The sequence below is a fragment of the Eubacterium uniforme genome (assembly GCF_900167115.1).
In the GTDB taxonomy this organism is placed as follows: domain Bacteria; phylum Bacillota; class Clostridia; order Lachnospirales; family Lachnospiraceae; genus Eubacterium_S; species Eubacterium_S uniforme.
Genome location: NZ_FUXZ01000020.1, coordinates 1 through 20,390, shown reverse-complemented (window position 1 = coordinate 20,390; position 20,390 = coordinate 1). Strand labels below are relative to the sequence as shown.

Here is a 20,390-nt window from a genome sequence, read left to right as displayed (position 1 = left end):
AGAGGTTCTGCTGATCTTCGAAAGACTCTGTTTCAGATAATGGATGTACTTATAAAAACAGCTCCGATAGACGATCCGGTATATCAATTTCTTGATAAGAAAAGATCTCAAGGTAAACCGTACTATGTCTATATGACTGCTGGAGCAAATAAGTTTTTACGAGTCTACTATGGACGAGTTACCGAATATCTATCGACTCTTTCAGATTAATCATAACTAATAAATGATCCTGATCAGACCGGCACTGATGTGGTGGTCTTCTTTTAATGCCTTTTCCCAACCTATATTTAATTTTCAATTTTTATAAATTTAGCCTTGACTTTTTATTTGCAGGCTAGTCTAATAAAATATAGTAAAAAAGAAGGATGTGGTTTTCCCACACCCCTCAATAAAATACTTTAAGAATATACCATGCCCAAATACACTTGTCAATTACATTATATCAGTCTCTACTCTGCAAGTCCTTATTCACCATTTCTAAATAATGTACCTTAGCTTCTCCAGCAGATCTGATTCTATATGATTTATCAACCTCATCATAGGTAAAACTTTTTCTTCCACCACTTTCTGCTCGATTATAAAACTTAAATATGTCTCTAAGTGGCACATAATACATCTCATCTAGATTTGTAAATTCAAGAATAATAAACGCTATACCACCCTGTGCTTCAAATTCATCCATAAATTCGATCTGATGTTTATGAATATTCATCATAGGAAAAGTCTCTTTTGCACACTCCTTTGCATCAAAACAAATTGGTACCCCCTGAGCAACACCAATATAATCAACTGTACTTTTCTTTTCAAAATAAGCAAGTGTTATATGTCTGCTTTCATTATCCATTTTTACAGGAGTAATAGGCGTTGGAATTTTTTGTACAACGGCTAATCTTTTTTCCATATATACATCATTAGTTGTATTAATCATATCTTCTAATTTAGAACCTCTAAGTCCTCTAGAATTCCACGTTGCCATCAAACTCTCCTTTTAAAATCTTAGCAAATACACCAGGAATCTTTGCAGTGTATTCCTTATCCTTAACTTGCAAATCACAATCATAAAATTTTAATTTATATGAATGCAATAATTGATTTCTTAATTTATATTTATTTCTAAAATAATCATTTACCTTTACATTACCATACTTACCATCACCTATAATCGGATGATTAATGCTTGATAAATGAGCTCTAATCTGATGAGTTTTACCAGTATATAATTTAATCTGTAATAAAGAATACTTATTATCTTTTGAAACAGCTATTGGATTAATCCCAGTTTTAATATAATCAAACTTTTTATCTGTTTTTTCATCCTCATTAACAATTACTACTTTATTATTCTTCTCATCCTTATTTATCTTACCTGTTATGGTTTGTTCCTTATCAATAACGCCTTCAACAATTGTTAAATAATACTTATCAACACTTCTTTCTTTAAACATTTCAGAAAGAATTTGTATTCCCTTAAGACTTTTTCCAAATACAATCATACCAGAAGTATTTCTATCAAGTCTGTTTACAATTGAAGGTTTAAATGTATTAAGTTCATCACTTAGTATCATTTTACTACTAAGCATATATGATATAGCCATTTCATTAATGGAAACATCCTTATCTTCTGCCTTTTGGCTTAATACACCAGATGGTTTATTAATAAGTATCACATCACCATCTTCATATATAATATATGAATTAAAATCAATACCATCATTAACATTAATAAAAGTATCAGCAACATTACTTTTAACACCTGAAAACTTATCGAATGTATCATCAGCTAAAAACACTTTAACAACATCGCCCTCTTTTAGAATTGATTTACCATCATCCTTCTTGCCATTTAAAACAATATTCTTTTTTCTAAGCATCTTATAAACGAAACTTGAAGGTGCTTCTTTTAATAATTTAAAAAGATATTTATCAAACCTTTGTCCCGCTTCATTTGTATTAATGGAAAATTGTTTCATATCTGTCCTACTATTATTCTACATATTTATTATCAAACCAAACATTTTATACGTTCTCATCCGAATTATACATATTTAATTTATGAATAATCTTTGTTAAGATTCTGTGTGGAAATACCTTTGAAAGTACATACATACACTTCATTGGAATACCATAAATTGAAATATCCCTTTTCTTTAAGCTATCATAAAGTGCTCTGTTAACTACATCCTCACATCTAACCATAAACTTTGATTTATACCATGATTCTTTATTCTTCTTATCAGCAACATCAAAGAATTCTGTATTAACAGGTCCTGGACATATTGTTGTAACCCAGATTCCTCTATCGTCAATTTCCTTTCTAAGTGCTCTTGAAAAACTAAGAACATAAGACTTTGATGCAGCATAAACTGAAAACTCAGGCTGTGGCATAAATGCAGCTACAGATGCAAGATTTATGATTCTTGAATTAGAGCACATATATGAAAGTACACTATAAGTAAGTGCACTAAGCGCTCTACAGTTAACATCAATCATACCAGTAACATCCTGGTAATTAAGTTTTTCAAACTTACCAGTTTTACCATATCCAGCACAGTTAATTAACATTTTAACCTTAGGTTTCTTTGTTTCTAATTCCTGTATAAGTTCAACCATTGAACTTCTCTGTGATAAATCACATTGAAAGATTCTACAATCCTTCTTTAACTCTTTAGCTAATTCATGTAATCTATCTGTTCTCCTTGCGATAAGCCAAAACTCATCAATATGTTCTAAATACCCATCAAGCTGTCTGGCAAACTCTCTTCCCATACCTGATGAAGCACCAGTAATTATTATAATTCTCATACTAAACCCTCCTTTATGCATTAATCACTAATCTTTAGTATCTTCTCTTCTTTTTATGTGAAGAATTATTATTAGTTTTATTCGGCTTCTTTTTATTAACCGATTTAACTAAATTATCCTTCTTCACTTTTTTATTATTCGAACCTTCTTTTTTACTATTCTTTCCATTTCCACCAATCTTTCTAGGCGGAATTAAACAATTCTTATCAAATCCAATTAAATCATTTCTACCACATTTAAGTAAAGCCTCTTTTACTAAATCATAATTTTCAGGCTTTCTATACTGAACTAATGCTCTTTGCATTGCTTTCTCATGTGGTGATGAAGTGATATAAACCTTCTTCATGGTTCTAGGGTCAAGTCCAGTATAATACATGCAAGTTGAAATAGTTGCAGGTGTTGGATAAAAATCCTGAACCTGTTCAGGTAAATATCCCATATCTCTAATATACTCTGCAAGTTCAATTGCATTCTCTAATGTACTACCTGGATGTGATGACATAAGATATGGTACTAAGAATTGCTTTTTACCAAGTTTCTTATTCATCTGTTCATACTTCTTAACAAAACCCTCATACACATTATTAGATGGCTTTCCAAGAAGATTTAAAACATTATCACATATATGTTCAGGAGCAACCTTTAACTGTCCACTAATATGATTCTCCACAAGTTCCTTTAAAAATGTATCATCTTTATCAGCCATAAGATAATCAAATCTAATACCCGAACGAACAAATACTTTCTTTACTTTAGGAATTTTTCTTAACTTACGTAATAATGATATGTAATCCTTATGATCCACATATAAATTATTACAAGGCTTAGGGAATAAACACTGCTTATTAGGACAAGCTCCATGTGTTTCCTGTTTCTTACATGCCTTATGTCTAAAATTCGCTGTAGGTCCACCTACATCATGAATATACCCCTTAAAATCTTTATCATCAACTAATAACTTAGCTTCTTTGATAATTGATTCATGACTTCTAGTTTGTATTATTCTACCTTGATGAAATGTTAATGCGCAGAAATTACATCCTCCAAAGCATCCTCTATTACTTACCAAACTAAACTTAACCTCAGATATGGCAGGTATTCCTCCATCTTTTTCATAAGACGGATGATATGTTCTCATATAAGGTAAATCATATACATCATCCATTTCCATCTGTGTTAAGGGTTTAGCTGGTGGATTTTGTACAACATATAAATAATCCTTATATTTTTCAACTAATCTCTTTCCACTATATGGATCAGTATTTTGATACTGTATGTAAAAACTCTTTGCATATTCTTCCTTGCTTAAAACCACATCATCAAATGTTGGAAGCATGGTGTAATCATATACGTTCTCTAAATCCTTAGTTTTATAAACCGTACCATCTATATATGTAATATCCTTAACATCAATTCCACTATTTAAAGCATCTGCAACTTCTACAACGCTTTTTTCACCCATACCATAAATTAGCAAATCTGCACCACTATCAAGTAAAAGTGATCTTTTAACTTTATTTGACCAATAATCATAATGTGATAATCTTCTTAAACTACTTTCTATACCACCAACAATAATTGGTACATCCTTATATGTTTGTCTAATTAAATTACAATATACAATCGTAGCATAATCAGGTCTTTTGCCCATGACACCGCCAGGAGAAAATGCATCCACCGCTCTTCTTTTCTTAGAAACAGAATAATGGTTTACCATGGAATCCATGTTTCCACCCATAACTAAAAATCCAAGTCTGGGTTTACCAAGTATATTAATACTTTCTTTGTTTTTCCAATCTGGCTGAGAAATGATACCAACCTTATAACCAAAAGATTCAAGGACTCTACTAATAATAGCATGTCCAAAAGAAGGATGGTCAACATATGCATCCCCTATAACATATACAAAGTCACATTCATCCCATCCTCTTTTTTTCATATCCTTTTTTGATATTGGTAAAAAATCTCTCATAAATCACCTATTCTAATAGTATTCATAAAAATAAAATAAATATTGATACTTTATAACTCTATACATCAAAGCAATCATATATTTCCGTAAAATCATAAATATATTTATCCGCTAAACTCTTTTTCATATTAACTTCTGACCTTGAAAATTCATCATCAACAGCGATAACTCTCATGCCTGCACTCTTTCCAGCCTTAATCCCTGAAACTATGTCCTCAAAAACCACACAATCCTCAGGATTTAAATCAGTTCTTTTGGCGCACTCAAGATAAATATATGGATCAGGTTTTCCTTTTAAAATCTCACTACCTGTAAGAACTACATCAAAGTAATCTCTTATTCCTGTACTATCAAGTGCAGCATCTGTAAGTTCAACTGAATTACTTGTTCCTATGGCCATTTTAATGTCTTTTTCTTTTAACATATTTAAAAAGTACAAGACACCTTTTTTCAAGCCAACTTCATGCTTATATTTATCCATAGCCATCTCATTCCAGTCATCCTTCATCTTTTCAATATCATCTTCTATTTTAAATCTTTCCTTAAAATAATTAGCTGTCTGATGAAAAGACATACCTGCAATTTCTTCCTGCAATCCTTCAGGATATTCGCATCCAAATCTATTTAAATATTCTATGTCTATTGCTTTCCATAACCACATGGAATCAAGTATTGTTCCATCCATGTCAAAGAAAACACCTTTTATGTTTTTTAAATCCAAAGTACTATTATTCATTTTAATTTCCTATAAATCAAATTTTTATAATCAAATTAATACGTAACTAATTAACTCCCTGTGCTCTATAACCCTCAGATATAATATCAAGTTCTCTTGAAAATGTCTTAAGTTCATCGATTGTAGCTGTTGAGTAAATTCTATAAAACTCATCCTGAATTTTAACAATTTCACGTTCATTTGCTACATTGAAAAGATTCTGTATGTTATTAAGAATCTCTGCAACTATATTAGCTTTAATCTGGAACTCATTCTGAGCATCCATGATTTCATTTCTAATGGCTGACATTTCACTATCAAGAGCTATAATCGCATCTGAAGCATTATGAAGTCTTTCCTTAATTTCAACAGGAATATTCTTCTTGTACTTATACTGAAGTGAATGTTCTACTGTTGACCAAAAATCCATAGCCATAGTTCTTATCTGAATTTCAACCTTAATATTCTTATTACCATCCATCGTTTGAACTGTATATAAAACTATCATGTGATAACTTCTATAACCACTTTCCTTAATGTTAGTAATATAATCTTTTTCAGTAATAACTTGCATATCAGTACGTTGCTTTATAAGTTCGACAACTCTATCTATATCCTCAACAAACTGACATATAATACGAAGACCAGCTATATCTTCTACATACTGATCTATGTTTTCAAAAGTTGCATTCTTCTTTTGCATCTTTTCAATTATACTTGATAACTTCTTAACTCTTCCCGATACATGTTCAATAGGAGAATATAATCCCTTGCTCCTATGTTCCTTAATAATATGGTTGAACTTAACTAATAATTCATCAACCGCAAGTTCATAAGGATTTAATTTCTCTCTCCATAATTTCGTTTCCATAATCTACCCCCATACGAGTACTCTTTGTACTTCCTTTCTAGTAAAATCTTTATCAAAACTATTGTTTATCAACTTATCTGTATTAATTTTAAATTCTTCTTCACTAAGTTGACTTTTCACAATACTATTAAACTTTTCCTCTGTCATATTCCTGCTACTTAGAACCCTTCTCTTTCGTTCATTAATTTCGCAGTACACATACCACACTTCATCGCACATACTTGTATAACCCGATTCAATTAAAAGTGCAGCCTCTATACAGATTAGTTTATTCCTTACATTACATATTTCATCAATAATTCTTCTTTGCACAATTGGATGAACAATACTATTAATGAGTTCTCTTTTACTCTCATCCTTATATATCACCCCTGATATATAAGCTTTATTTAATGAGCCATCCTCATTGTAACTCTCATCAGCAAATGCCTCCTTAATCTTACTAACGCACTCGCTATCATTAACCATGACATCCTTAGCAACATCATCAGCCTTTATAATATGTGCTCCATATTCTTCCTTTAAAATATCAAGCACAGCTGATTTACCGCTTCCAATGCCACCTGTAATTCCAACAATCATTTCATTTCCTCAAAAATTTATTTAATAATAAATACATTTAATAATAAATATATTTAAATATTCATAAAGTAGTTAGTTACATTTTACTACTAACTATTACTAATGAGCATCCAACCAGTTATCACCAGTATTTACTTCAACTTCCAAATCTACTGATAAACTAGCAGCACTCTCCATAGTATCTTTTAATAACTTACTAATTCTTTCTGCATCTTTCTTCTTACATTCAACTAATATTTCATCATGAACCTGAACTAGTATTTTTGCATCAAGACCACTCTTTCTTAATTCATCATAAACATTAATCATTGCAATCTTCATAATATCTGCAGCACTACCCTGTATAGGAGAATTCATTGCAATTCTTTCACCAAACTTTACTTGCATAAAGTTACTTGATTTTATTTCAGGAACTGGTCTGATTCTACCATACATAGTTTTAATATAACCTTTATCCTTAGCTTCAGTAATAAAATGATTTAAAAACTCTTCAATACCTGGATAAGTTTTAAAATATTCCTTTATGTATGTATCAGCTTCCTTACGTGAAATACCAATATTTTCACCAAGTCCAAAAGAACTGATACCATAAACAATACCAAAATTAACCGCCTTAGCCCTACTTCTAAGTTCCTTAGTAACTTCATCAAGTGGAACATTAAACACCTTTGAAGCAGTTATCTTATGAATATCCTCATCTTCTTTATAACTCTCAATTAAAACCTCATCACCTGACATATGTGTAAGTATACGAAGTTCAATTTGAGAATAATCTGCATCAACAAATGCATATCCATCCTTAGGAACGAATACCTTTCTAATAGCCTTACCTAATTCCATTCTAATTGGAATATTCTGAAGATTAGGATCATTACTACTAAGTCTTCCGGTTGCTGTAACAGTCTGATTAAACTTACCATGAATTCTTCCATCTTCTGCAATATAATTTGTAAGTCCGTCAGCATAAGTAGATTTAAGCTTTGTAAGACTTCTATATTCCAAAATATCATTAACGAAAGGATAATCAGCTGCTAACTTTTCTAAAACTGATGCATTAGTCGAATAACCTGTTTTAGTTTTCTTACCACCAGGCATTCCCAACTTTTCAAATAATATAACTCCCAATTGTTTTGGAGAATTTATATTAAACTCTTCACCAGCTTCTTCATATATTTTCTTTTCTATAACTTCAATTGACTGAGCTAACTTTTCACTATATGAAACCAATTCTTCCTTCTTAACTCTTATGCCTTCTTTCTCCATATCATTAAGTACGAATAAAAGTGGTCTTTCAATATCTTCATATAGTTTTAACATACCAAGTTCATCTAGTTTTTTCTTGGCTTCCTTATATGCATGTGCACATACAAAACTTTCAAAGCATGCAAGTTTACAAACCTTATCTCTGTCACTATACATTAATTCCTTAATTTTATTTTTTCCGATAAGTTCTTCTCTTGCAGGTACATTTATACCTAGTACATTATTTGCAATTGAATCATATGTATATTCATTTTTAAGTGGATCCAAAAGATATGCAATAATTGATACATCATCAAACGACTTACTGCTATCCTTTATAGAAACACCATCTTCTTTATATTTAAAATCAATATCTTTTAAAAGATCCTTAACTGACATCGAAACAATATGTGTTTTATTAGGATCAATTTCAGCAAGTGATGAAAACACCATATCTTCAGTAACAAAATATTCAAATGGAATAAAGTACGCTTTATCACTTCCATCACATAAGGATAGCGCAACACTTTCTCCATTCTCTTTAATTATACTAATAGCTAATTCCTTTGATTTTTTCATCTTTTCTAAAAGATCTACAACTTCATTAAAATCAGAAACTTCAGCAAATTCATAATTTACCTCCACTTCACTAGAATCAAAATCAAATCTTTGTAAGAATGATTTAAACTCAAAACGCTTCATATATTCATAAGCATCGGCTGTATAAAAGTTTACAATCTTTAAATCATCCATCTTATAGTCAATAGGAACATCTCTTTTTATTGTTACTAAAAATCTTGAAAAGTAAGCATCTTCCTTACCTTCAATCAAATTAGTTTTAGCTCTTCCATTTTTAAGTTCTTCAATATGTTCATAAATGCCATCAATTGAACCATATGTAACAATTAAATTAGTTGCTGTCTTTTCACCAATACCAGCAACGCCCTTTATGTTATCAGAACTATCACCCATAAGAGCCTTAACATCTATAAACTGTTTTGGTGTAACTTTATACTTTTCTACAACATCTTTATCATAATAATCTTCAACTGTTGTTACACCTTTACTTGTTTTAGGCATTGAAATCTTAACTTTATCTGATGCAAGCTGTAATAAATCTCTATCACCTGATACAACAGTAACTTCCATGCTTTTTTGCTCAGCATCAAGAGAAAGAGTTCCGAGTATATCATCAGCTTCAAACCCAGCCATTTCAAATACAGAAATATCCATACTTTTTAAGACTTCCTTTATAAGAGGAATCTGCTGTCTTAATTCATCCTGCATAGGTTTTCTAGTCCCCTTATACTCTTCATACTTTTCATGTCTAAAAGTCTTAGCATGAACGTCAAAAGCAACTGCAATGTGATCTGGTTTTTCTGTATCAAGTACCTTAAATAAAATATTCAAAAATCCGTATATGGCATTTGTATGAATTCCTTCTGAATTTGTAAAATCAGGAACACCATAAAAAGCCCTATTCATAATACTATGTCCATCAAATAAAAGTAATTTTGCCATAACTAACCTTTCAAAAATATAATCTATAATTATTTAATTCACAAAAATCACAACAATAATCTCAAATAATTCAATACAATTAAAACACATGATACAACAAGAGAAAACTCTGCTATAAAGAACAAGGTTTTACTAAAAAATCGAACCTTATAATTTATATCAAAGTCCTCCTTATAATCATCAATGATTGTATTCAATTTACCCTCAAAGTCATAATCATACTGAGTTCCCTTTGCTTCACTATCAAGGCCACTAGCAACTGCATAATAGATTTCTAAATCATCCTTACAAGTATCACAACTATTGGCATGCTCAACAAATTCTTCCAATGTTTTTTCATCATCTATTTTATTATCTAAAAAATCATTTATATGAATATGAAACTCTCTACAATCCATCTATTTTTCCTCTAAATAAAGTTAACCTTCCACCACTAAATTTTACCATATTTTAGGCTTTCTTTCAAACATTTGACATATTCATAAATAAATGGTATCATTTATAAGTCGTAAATTTGCGGATGTGGCGGAATGGCAGACGCAGCAGACTCAAAATCTGCCGGGGGTGACTCCGTGAGGGTTCGAGTCCCTCTATCCGCATCAAAAAGGCTTATGCATATGCATAAGCCTTTTTTTATATTATTTCTTTTTCAATATAATACTTGTTTCTGTTTTTTCAACCTCACATCCATTAGCAAATACACTTTCCAGTTTTTCTAAACTAGATTCATCTAATTCTAAATTTTTAATTTCTATTTTTTCAATATTTGCCTTATCTTTATACATACCATAATCATAATAAAGTTTACCAGTATCACAACCATCTGTAACTTTAGTTACTGACTTAGGTATAACAATTTCCTTAACTTTATCACATTCAAACTCATAATAATCATCGCCATAAAAATATGCATACATATATGAAAAAACATCAAACTCTTCGCATTTGCTACTTATTTCAACTTTTTCTCTATTAGGAAGTCTTACTGCTTTCTTTCCATCTTTTGAATAGACTACTCCATCTTCACTACTATAATTTTTGTCTTTATCAGAAACTTTATAATTCTTAGCATTAACATAAAGTAAAGTATCCAAATTCAAATTAGTAGTAAAACTAATATTATCTGCATTTGAAATCACTAGTGGTTTTTCATAATCCAAAACAGTCTTTGTCTTTATCTTCCCAGGCATCTTCACAGTTTTTATTGACTTCTTTGTCTGAAATGCCCCTATACCTATATTCTTTACACTTTTTGGTAATGTAAGTTTTCTTATCTGCGTTCCAGCAAATGCAAACCTACCTATTTTTTTAACTTTTTTACCAAATTTAACACTCTTTAATTTATTACAATTTTTAAATGCTCCAGCACTAATTGATGTAACCTTATTCTTAATTATAACCTTCTTAATTTTTTTATTACCAGCATATGTCATCTTTTTAGCCATAGCACCTTTACCACTAACAATGGCTGTATTTGTTTTCTTATTAATTTTAACATTAACGGTTTCACTAGCCGAAACATTAACAGATAAAACAAATATCATTATCAAACATAATATTTTTCTAATTATTTTATTATTCCTCATAATTAACACCTCCTAACTTTAATCAAAGTAGCTTGGATCAATCTTATATATATAATGTATATTATTTATTCCACTCGAATGATCCTTCAAAGCAAAATACAACTTTGAATCTTTTATTTGCAATCCTTCCATCTCCGTTGTAGAACCAACTCCCATTGTATTTCCTGTAAAAAATACTCTCTTTAATATAGTCCCCGATGAACTTAACTTATATATGTATTTCCCTTGACTTTGTCCATTACTTCTTGCCTCGCTTGCTACATAAATTTGTTTTGAGTTATTAATCTCTAATCCCTGATTCGATCCATATCTTAATACCCCTTCAGATGAATCACCTGGTACATATTCAAATGAAGAAATACATGCAGCCTTAATACTACTATCTGTACATGGCACATGATTTGAAGCTGTATAAGCAGTAAGAGCATTATTTACAGATGTTGCATTATATATCGAAAATCTTGTTTTATAATAACTCTTATTCCCATTTTCATCAATTTGGTAAGTTCTTACCCATACCAACAAATACGATTTATTCGTTGACAACGCTGCCTCAACCCTTCTAACAGTACCTAATGATGTTCCAGTTTGATTTGCACAGTTCATAGATGACAATCTTTTACAGGCTGTATAATCTGTTGTCCCACCTGCAACAAATTTCACTCTTGCTAATTGAGTACTCCAATTATAAGATTCAGAAGAAGCTTTACAACCTATCCAAAAATATGATTCTCCATTATAAGAAAAATATTCTAGCACTTGACTATGTCCAAAATTTGTAAGAGTCATTCTAGATGCACCAGATGCATTAATCACATTTCCTGATGTTGGTAGTGATACACGCGACAAATATAATGTTGTCCCTTGCCTTTGAATATAAAATAAATAATTATCCCCTATGTACGTTTTCTGAATAGCCGGATTAGACGAATTAATTGATGGAATATTCGTAATTTTATAATCATAACTCAAATTATCCCCATTAATATTTGTTGTTGTATATCTTAGATTAGCCTCCCCTAGTTCATTAATACTAGTTTCCGCATCACATGAATTATAATCATATTCTTCGTAATCCTCTGGTTCTTCATCGTAGAAGTTTTCATTATAATACCTTTCTTCTTCCAACGCTTTTATTATAGCTTCATCATATTCTTCACCACGAACATCAAAACCACTATTCCAGTTTAACACGCAGCAAACCATGATTAAAATCACCATAATAGAAATTGTTCTTCTCAACATCATCTCACCCCCATAAACATATTTTTATAAATAAAACATTTATTTCTCAACTAGTATTATCACATATTTAAAATAATCACATAAAAAATTCAAAACTAAACTACTACTAAATACTATAAATATAGTTATTCTATTCTATAGATATAATGTACATTTCCATCAAGCGAATAATCCTTAAGGGCAAAATACATCTTATATCTCTTTATCTGTAATCCTTCCATCTCTGTAACAGATCCAGCTCCCATCATATAACCTGTTAATAAAGTTCTACTTAATATAGTTCCTGATGAATTGATTTTATATATGTATTTACCTTGACTTTGTCCCTTGCTTCTTGATTCACTAACTAATAAAATCTGCTTAGAATTATTAATTTCTAATCCTTGATTAGATCCATATCTTAAATCATCTGCCGATGAATCTCCTGGAACATACTCAAATGATGAAACACATGCTGACTTAACCCTCTCATCCGTACAAGGTAAGTATTTGTTATCTAAATTTTCGTCTAATGCATCATTAACTGCTTTTGCATCATATATAGAAAATCTTGTTTTATAATATCCTCTATTACCTTCATCATCTATCTGATAAGTTCTTGCCCATATCAGCAAATGCTTTTTATCTGTTGATAATGCTGCTTCAACTCTTCTTATAGGTCCAATCGAAGTTCCTAATTCATTAGCATAACTAATCGAAGATAATCTTTTACAAGATTTATAATTTACTATTTGTCCTGGTACAAACTCAACTCTCGCAAGCTGAGTACTCCAATTATAATCCTCATCTGATCCCTTACAGCCTATCCAGAAATATGATTTTCCTTTATGTGAAAAATACTCTAACACCTGGCTATGACCGAAGTTATTCAAAATCATCTTAGATGCTTTAGAAGCATCTATAACATTCCCGTCCTTAGGTAATTCTACTCTTGAAATATATAAGGTATTCTCTAATCTTTGTATATAAAATAAAAAATTATCGCCTAAATACGATTTCTGAATTGCCGGCTCATACAACTCTTTTCCTAATGTAATTCCAGAAATATTGATTATTTTATATTCATACTTCAAATTATCCCCATTTACATTTGAAGTAGAATATCTAATAACTGTATCTCCTCCATCATCAACTTTAATGGATTTAACACTCTCGTTTCTAGTATAATCAAACTTTTCATAAAACTCTGGCTCTTCATCATAGAAATTTTCATTATATTCTTTTTCTTCAAGCAAAGCCTTGAGTATTCCTTCTTCCACAAACTGTTGAGCCCGTAATATTATTGAATCCTTAAAAATCCCAAAAAACAATACCAAAATAAAAGCCAAAAATATGGCTATCCTTCTCCTACAACGTTTCAATAAAACCTCCTAAAAATCCTAAAAAACCCTTTTACATTATATTCAATTTTATCCGTACTTCTTAATATATTTAGTATACTCTTTTTAAGTATAAGAATCAACATGATATGCATAAAAAAATGGGTAATAAATCATCAATTTATTACCCACTTTTTTACTATATACTAAATGTTTTTTTCTTCTTTTTCTTGTTAGATTTCTTAATCAAGTTAAAGTATTTTTCATATATCCTTATTGATGCAGAAAACTTAACTTTTTTATTTAAACCAGCAAATGCATTCTTACCAATCTTCTTAATCAAATCTCCACGAAACTCTACTCTCTTAAGTTTCTTACATCCTTTAAATGCATTTTTACCAATTATTCTTATGTTTTTTCCAATTATAAGTTTTTTAAGTTTTTTACAATTCTTATATGCTTTATTTCCTACTTTAACAACATTAAATCCAATACCATCAAACTTAATTCTCTCTGAGATTTTTAAATTAGTCACCTTCTTATTTGTTGTTTTTACTAAAGTAACTTCTCCACCAAGTATTTCTTCTTTTCTCTTATTTACTTTAGTAATTTTATAAACCGCGGATGTTTTCTTATCTGTAAACACTAAGCCCTTTTTTATCTCAATCTTTGCTTCAACTTTTTTCGTTGTATTTGCTGAATTACTTGATGAATTAATGTTTGATTTATCTTTTTTTTCTACTTTATTCTCTTCTTTCTTTTCTTCATCATTAGTTTTTTCTTTAGGAGCAAATGCCTCAATATCTGCATCTGAACAAGCCTGTTCAATAACTTCTTCACTTGGAAGTTCATTATATTTTAAGTAATATAAGAAATTAAATAACTCTCTTCCAAATGTAGGCCAGTCATGTTTACCATGATATTTCCCATACACTTTAAAACTATTAGGATTATCACCCTTATTATTTTCAAATGCACTTAAATATCTATTTGTATTATTTTCAAAATCCTTACTTTCATCCAAGCCATATCCCATAAAAAGATGAGCACCTTCTTTTTCAGTGAATGTTACATTACTCTCTTTTCCAATCCAGCCACCGCCATCTTCTAAGTAATACTGAGTAGAAGGACTACCAGCTCCTACATTCGTAATTATTTCCTTATATTTTGAACCTAAGTATAATGCACTAGAACCACCCATTGAATAGCCTGACACGGAGTAATCCTTTGTATAATCAATACTATCTGCATATTCAACTTCTTTATTATTTATCTTTGCATAAAGATTAGAAAATCCATTATCATTCATAAGATATCTTCTATAATCTTCAACACCATAATCTGGATCTGCTACTTTATCTATCTCAGGTAAAACAATGGTGTATGGATTAGCATATCCTAAAGATATCCATTTATTCATATAACAAATAATCTTATTCTTTGTAAGATTTCTTTCAACAAGATAAGTTCCATTTTCATCAGTTTCACCACAAAGGTAACCATTTAAATAATGCTTATTTATCCCAATTGTTCCATATCCACTTCCATGAAATAAAAATAACAATGGGTATTTTCCTTCTTCATCAGGTGTCATATAAAACCCTTTATTATTCTTTTCATCATAAACATATTGCTTTACACTACTATAGTACGTTTTAACTTTATCATTTTCATCAGCATAAACTTTTTGTGTATAATCACCTTCAGCAAATGCCGATAAAACCATAATAGAACTCATAACTATAGATAATAGTTTTTTTCCTTTTTTTATCATTTCTTTTTCCAACCTTTCACATAATCCTTTTGTATTCATGCTCTTAGTTCTAAAATAATTAAAGGCAAACGAACTAATCTCATTTGCCTTTATGTATTATCTTTAGATATTTATTTATTAGCATTAACACTAATTATTTGCTAAGAAATTCATGTATTCCCTTAGCACCAACTTTTCCAGCTTCCATAGCAAGAATAACTGTTGCAGCACCTGTAACTGCATCACCACCTGCATATACACCTTCCTTAGTTGTTTTGCCATTTTCATCAGCAATGATACATTTCCACTTATTAATATCAAGACCTTCTGTTGTAGATGAAATAAGTGGGTTTGGACTAGTACCAAGTGCCATGATTACAGTATCAACATCGATAACATAATCAGAACCTTCAATTACAACAGGTCTTCTTCTTCCTGATGCATCTGGTTCACCAAGTTCCATCTTAACAACCTTCATACCAGTAACATCACCATTATCATCGCAAATAATCTCTGTTGGATTTGTAAGAAGGTCAAAGATAATACCTTCTTCTTTTGCATGATGTACTTCTTCAGCTCTTGCTGGAAGTTCTTCTTCTGATCTTCTATATACAACATGAACTTCTGCACCAAGTCTCTTAGCTGTTCTAGCAGCATCCATTGCAACGTTACCACCACCAACAACAGCAACCTTCTTACCAGGTACGATTGGTGTATCATATGAATCATCAAATGCCTTCATAAGGTTACTTCTTGTTAAATATTCATTAGCAGAGAATACTCCATTAGCATTCTCACCAGGAATATTCATAAACTTAGGAAGTCCAGCACCTGAACCGATAAATACAGCACTGAAACCTTCTTTATCCATAAGTTCATCTATTGTAACAGACTTACCGATAATAACGTTAGTTTCAATCTTAACACCAAGTCTCTTTACATTTTCAATTTCAGCTTTTACTACTTTCTCCTTAGGGAGACGGAATTCTGGAATACCATAAACAAGTACACCACCTGCTTCATGTAATGCTTCAAAAATAGTTACTTCATAACCAAGTTTTGCAAGGTCACCAGCACATGTAAGACCTGATGGACCTGAACCAATAACAGCAACCTTTTTACCGTTAGTTGACTCCGGAGCCTGTGGATAGATTTTATTCTCTCTAGCCCAGTCAGCTACAAATCTTTCAAGTTTACCAATTGAAACAGCTTCGCCTTTGATACCTCTTACACAAACGCCTTCACACTGTGTCTCCTGTGGACATACACGACCACAGATAGCTGGAAGAGCTGATGATAAACCAATAATTTCACTAGCCTTCTTAAAGTCACCATTCTTAACCTGTTCAACAAATGCTGGAATATTAATGTTTACAGGACATCCCTGTACACATCTAGCATTCTTACAATTAAGACATCTAGAAGCTTCTAACTTAGCTTCTTCTTCATTATATCCTAAACATACTTCCTCAAAGTTAGTAGCACGAACCTGTGGGTCCTGCTCTCTAACAGGAATCTTCTTAAACATATCCATTACTTATCACCTCCGCAGTGTCCACATCCACCATGATGTGTATCTCCTTCTTCTAAAGCAAGCATCTTTCTGCCTTCTTCAGTCTTATATATACGCTGTCTCTTCATAGCGCCATCAAAGTCAACTAAGAAACCGTCAAACTCTGGGCCATCAACACATGCGAATTTGATTTCATCTCCAACCTTAACACGGCAAGCACCACACATACCTGTACCATCAACCATAATAGGGTTTAAACTAACAATTGTAGGAATATCAAGTGACTTAGTAAGTAATACAACGAACTTCATCATAATCATAGGACCAATTGCAACACAAACATCATACTTGTTTCCAAGTTCTTCTACTAAGTACTTAATCGTATCAGTAACCATACCACTTCTACCATATGAACCATCATCAGTAGTAACATAAAGGTTACCTGCAACTGCTTCCATCTCTTTTTCTAAGATAAGGATTTCTTTTGATTTAGCACCAACAATAACATCACAGTCAATTCCATTTTTATGTAACCATTTAACCTGTGGATATACTGGAGCTGTACCAACACCACCAGCTACAAATAAAATCTTTTTATTTTCAGCCTTAAGTTTATCAGCACCTTCTAAAATAAGTTCAGAAGGTCTACCTAATGGGCCTACAACGTCCATCATGCTATCACCAGTTTTTAACGTTGCCATCTTCTTAGTAGATGCACCAACAACCTGGAATACTATTGTAACTGTACCATTCTCCCTGTCATAATCACAAATTGTAAGTGGAATTCTCTCTCCCTTTTCATCCATCTTTACAATTAAGAATTGTCCTGGAAGACATGATGAAGCAATTCTAGGTGCTTCAATATCCATCAAAACAATATTCTCATTAAGAGATTCTGCCTTTAAAATCTTATACATTTCATTTTCCTTTCAATCTAACGATTTATACATTTCTATAGACTTAACAGTCTCATAAAAACCTGTTATTCCCCTACAAAATAACAGGTTTTATAAACTTATTCTTTTGAGATGCTATAGTTGCCACTGCTACCTTTAGCACCATAAACTTTACCATTATTACCACTATCACATCCTACTGCATATAGACCTGAGAAAGTTGAATTTCCATCTGCATCCTTATGTTCAACTTCAATAATGTAATAATGAGTATATTTCTTTGATCCATCATCATTAGTCGATTCATTAGTCTGAATACCCTTTGATGTTACATATGTTATAGAGCCATCTTCTTTATATAACTCTTCACTATCAAGTTTTCCGTTGTTAGCTAAATATGAAACTAATATACTCTTAGCATTATCATATGAGCATGCGAACTGTGGCTTAAATAAATAAACTCTTGTTACAATTTCACTTGCAACGCCGCCCTCATTATAAGCGATAAATCTATAAATACTATTGCCTTCTGGAATAGTAATCTTATCACTCTTAACATACTTCTTAGACTTCTTACTTGGTTCTGTACCATCCTCAGTATAATAAACTGTAATTCCATCAGGTACTTCCACTGTTAACTCAGTCTCATCAGTATACTCACCTGAATCAGGTGTAATATTAGGCGGATCTGTAGTTCCTTTTTCAATTACATATTCTGCTTCAAGAACTTCACTAACACTACCATCTTTAGATACAGCAAATGCTTTAATCTTATAAGTTCCGTTTTTCTTAAACTTAAACTTATTTTCATAAACATCACTACTTGTAGTAGGATCCGTACCATCTAAAGTATAATAAATCTTTGAACCTTCAAGTGATGATAAGGCAACTGAAATTGACTTATTATAAATACCTGGTTCAATAGACGGAACTGGTTTAGCAGAGTCAAAGTTCTTTAACGCATTCTTAACCTTACTATTTTTAGCCGAATCTATAAGTGGCTGAATCTTATCAGAATTTCCAGTATTTTGATATAGCAATATCAACGCCTCATAATATGAGACATTACTATCATCAATACTAATAAGTTTCTTTAATATCTTAATCTGTTCAGATTCCTGTCCATCCATCTGCTGGTAGCATCTCCACATACCTTCATATGCTTTAATCTGTTCTTCCTGACCTGATGCATACCTAGATGCTTTATTATACATATTAATCGCAGCTTCATATTCCGAGTTATCTTCATACTTATAACCTTTGTCATAGAAATTATTAAACTCTTCTTTATCACTGGATTTTATAATCAATGTAGAAACACCATATACAATTCCCACAAGAGCAAGGACAACAAGTAAACCAATCAAGATTTTTACATACTTATTACTGAATGCACTTTTCTTACGTTTCTTGTTATCACTTCCACCATTAGTTTTTCTAGCATTTGTACTTGGCTTTCTGTTCTGTGGCTTTCTACCATCATTTCTAGAATTTCTAGGTTTTCTTGCAGATTCATAAATATCATCATCGTCATCATATGGCGTACTATAATTATCTTCAGAATCTGGCATTTCATAATCATCGTCGAAATTATTATTGTATCTATTATTAACAACATTATCAGTACGATAGTTCTCTCTGGTTCGAAATCTTCTAAATTCTCCTGATGAAAGCTCACCTAAATCCTCTGTATCACCAGAAGCTAAAGCCTGCTCATCATCATATGGAACATCTAACTCACCAATTGTTGCATCTAAATCATCATCATAATCATCGTATTCATCAAAATCATCTAAATACACTGGTTTATTATCAGCAATTGGAGAACCACATCTCAAACAAAATGTTTGACCTGGTCTATATTCCTCACCACATTTTTTACATCTCATGGTGTATTCTCCTTTATAATGTTCTTCCCGTATTGTAACAACTTTAAACACTTTCCTATTCGTATAAACAAAAAGCTGTGTGTAAAAATGCGCCTATTACCGCATATTCACACACAACTATACCATAAATCCATTATATTTTCAATCATATATTCTATAATCTACTAAATTGATAATTGCAAGTTTTTTTGCATATATTTTTAAAGTGGTTAAAAACTGTCATTCGTTTTGATTATTTTTACTATGATGCTAATTTTCTTAATTCTTTCTGGTATAATTCTTCTGCGGTTTTAAATCCAAACATTCTTCTAGGATAATTATTCATCCAATATTCAATTTTATTTACTTTATCACTCGTAATTTTATCAAAATCTTTTCCTTTAGGAATTATTCTCCTAATAAACCTATTGCCATTTTCATTAGAGCCTCTTTCCCATGATGAATACGGATGGCAGTAATATATTTCAACTCTATCCCCCTCATG

General features: G+C 31.2%; 17 protein-coding genes, 1 tRNA gene and 1 pseudogene. 2 read left to right on the top strand and 17 right to left on the bottom strand.

Annotation, left to right across the window (positions count from 1 at the left end; all coding sequences use genetic code 11):
* A pseudogene (locus B5D16_RS12605) lies at nucleotides 1-210 on the top strand (IS110 family RNA-guided transposase); the annotation flags it as partial.
* A 232-nt stretch (nucleotides 211-442) separates the two neighbouring features.
* On the opposite strand, the gene B5D16_RS11815 reads toward B5D16_RS12605, so the two are convergent.
* The 9 genes from B5D16_RS11815 to B5D16_RS11775 form a co-directional block, all read right to left on the bottom strand.
* Nucleotides 443-976 carry a Holliday junction resolvase RecU gene (locus B5D16_RS11815; protein WP_078767186.1) on the bottom strand — a complete coding sequence of 178 codons (534 nt, stop codon included), beginning with the start codon at nucleotides 974-976 and terminating at the stop codon, nucleotides 443-445.
* Nucleotides 957-1,970 (bottom strand): RluA family pseudouridine synthase, encoded by a 1,014-nt coding sequence (locus B5D16_RS11810; RefSeq protein ID WP_078767185.1) that lies wholly within the window; start codon nucleotides 1,968-1,970, stop codon nucleotides 957-959. Before B5D16_RS11810 ends, B5D16_RS11815 begins: the two co-directional genes overlap by 20 nt.
* 46 nt (nucleotides 1,971-2,016) lie before the next feature.
* Nucleotides 2,017-2,802: an SDR family NAD(P)-dependent oxidoreductase gene (locus B5D16_RS11805; RefSeq protein ID WP_078767184.1), complete on the bottom strand. Its 786-nt coding sequence runs from the start codon at nucleotides 2,800-2,802 to the stop codon at nucleotides 2,017-2,019.
* 34 nt (nucleotides 2,803-2,836) lie between these two features.
* A complete protein-coding gene (locus B5D16_RS11800) occupies nucleotides 2,837-4,774 on the bottom strand; it encodes a YgiQ family radical SAM protein (RefSeq protein WP_078767183.1) in 1,938 nt (645 codons plus the stop codon).
* A gap of 58 nt (nucleotides 4,775-4,832) precedes the next feature.
* Nucleotides 4,833-5,510, bottom strand: a complete 678-nt coding sequence (locus B5D16_RS11795; protein ID WP_078767182.1) for an HAD family hydrolase — start codon at nucleotides 5,508-5,510, stop codon at nucleotides 4,833-4,835.
* Nucleotides 5,511-5,556: 46 nt separating this feature from the next.
* Nucleotides 5,557-6,360, bottom strand: a complete 804-nt coding sequence (locus B5D16_RS11790; protein ID WP_078767181.1) for a GTP pyrophosphokinase — start codon at nucleotides 6,358-6,360, stop codon at nucleotides 5,557-5,559.
* A 3-nt stretch (nucleotides 6,361-6,363) separates the two neighbouring features.
* On the bottom strand, nucleotides 6,364-6,942 hold the full coding sequence (gene coaE / locus B5D16_RS11785) for a dephospho-CoA kinase (RefSeq protein ID WP_078767180.1): 579 nt from the start codon (nucleotides 6,940-6,942) through the stop codon (nucleotides 6,364-6,366).
* Between the two features lie 99 nt (nucleotides 6,943-7,041).
* On the bottom strand, nucleotides 7,042-9,705 hold the full coding sequence (gene polA / locus B5D16_RS11780; protein ID WP_078767179.1) for a DNA polymerase I: 2,664 nt from the start codon (nucleotides 9,703-9,705) through the stop codon (nucleotides 7,042-7,044).
* 47 nt (nucleotides 9,706-9,752) lie between these two features.
* Nucleotides 9,753-10,103 (bottom strand): anti-sigma factor, encoded by a 351-nt coding sequence (locus tag B5D16_RS11775; RefSeq protein WP_078767178.1) that lies wholly within the window; start codon nucleotides 10,101-10,103, stop codon nucleotides 9,753-9,755.
* A gap of 118 nt (nucleotides 10,104-10,221) precedes the next feature.
* Between B5D16_RS11775 and B5D16_RS11770 the strand changes: the two genes are divergently transcribed.
* Nucleotides 10,222-10,304, top strand: a tRNA-Leu gene (locus B5D16_RS11770).
* Nucleotides 10,305-10,343: 39 nt separating this feature from the next.
* On the opposite strand, the gene B5D16_RS11765 is transcribed toward B5D16_RS11770, so the two are convergent.
* The 8 genes from B5D16_RS11765 to B5D16_RS11730 form a co-directional block, all read right to left on the bottom strand.
* Nucleotides 10,344-11,291 (bottom strand): leucine-rich repeat domain-containing protein, encoded by a 948-nt coding sequence (locus B5D16_RS11765; protein WP_078767177.1) that lies wholly within the window; start codon nucleotides 11,289-11,291, stop codon nucleotides 10,344-10,346.
* An 18-nt stretch (nucleotides 11,292-11,309) separates the two neighbouring features.
* The gene (locus tag B5D16_RS11760) at nucleotides 11,310-12,536 is read right to left on the bottom strand and encodes a helveticin J family class III bacteriocin (protein ID WP_078767176.1); all 1,227 of its coding nucleotides are present in this window, start codon (nucleotides 12,534-12,536) and stop codon (nucleotides 11,310-11,312) included.
* Between the two features lie 125 nt (nucleotides 12,537-12,661).
* Nucleotides 12,662-13,795, bottom strand: a complete 1,134-nt coding sequence (locus B5D16_RS11755) for a helveticin J family class III bacteriocin (protein ID WP_143405124.1) — start codon at nucleotides 13,793-13,795, stop codon at nucleotides 12,662-12,664.
* Nucleotides 13,796-14,054: 259 nt separating this feature from the next.
* Nucleotides 14,055-15,593: a leucine-rich repeat protein gene (locus B5D16_RS11750; protein WP_159444381.1), complete on the bottom strand. Its 1,539-nt coding sequence runs from the start codon at nucleotides 15,591-15,593 to the stop codon at nucleotides 14,055-14,057.
* Between the two features lie 169 nt (nucleotides 15,594-15,762).
* Complete coding sequence (gene gltA / locus B5D16_RS11745; protein ID WP_078767173.1) at nucleotides 15,763-17,142, bottom strand: NADPH-dependent glutamate synthase; 1,380 nt, start codon at nucleotides 17,140-17,142, stop codon at nucleotides 15,763-15,765.
* Nucleotides 17,142-18,038, bottom strand: coding sequence for a sulfide/dihydroorotate dehydrogenase-like FAD/NAD-binding protein (locus B5D16_RS11740; RefSeq protein WP_078767172.1), 897 nt, complete (start codon nucleotides 18,036-18,038; stop codon nucleotides 17,142-17,144). The genes gltA and B5D16_RS11740 overlap by 1 nt, the downstream gene beginning before the upstream one ends.
* A 98-nt stretch (nucleotides 18,039-18,136) precedes the next feature.
* Complete coding sequence (locus tag B5D16_RS11735; RefSeq protein WP_078767171.1) at nucleotides 18,137-19,906, bottom strand: chitobiase/beta-hexosaminidase C-terminal domain-containing protein; 1,770 nt, start codon at nucleotides 19,904-19,906, stop codon at nucleotides 18,137-18,139.
* 241 nt (nucleotides 19,907-20,147) lie between these two features.
* On the bottom strand, nucleotides 20,148-20,390 hold a 243-nt coding region (locus B5D16_RS11730), incomplete at its 5' end, for an IS30 family transposase (protein WP_143405123.1).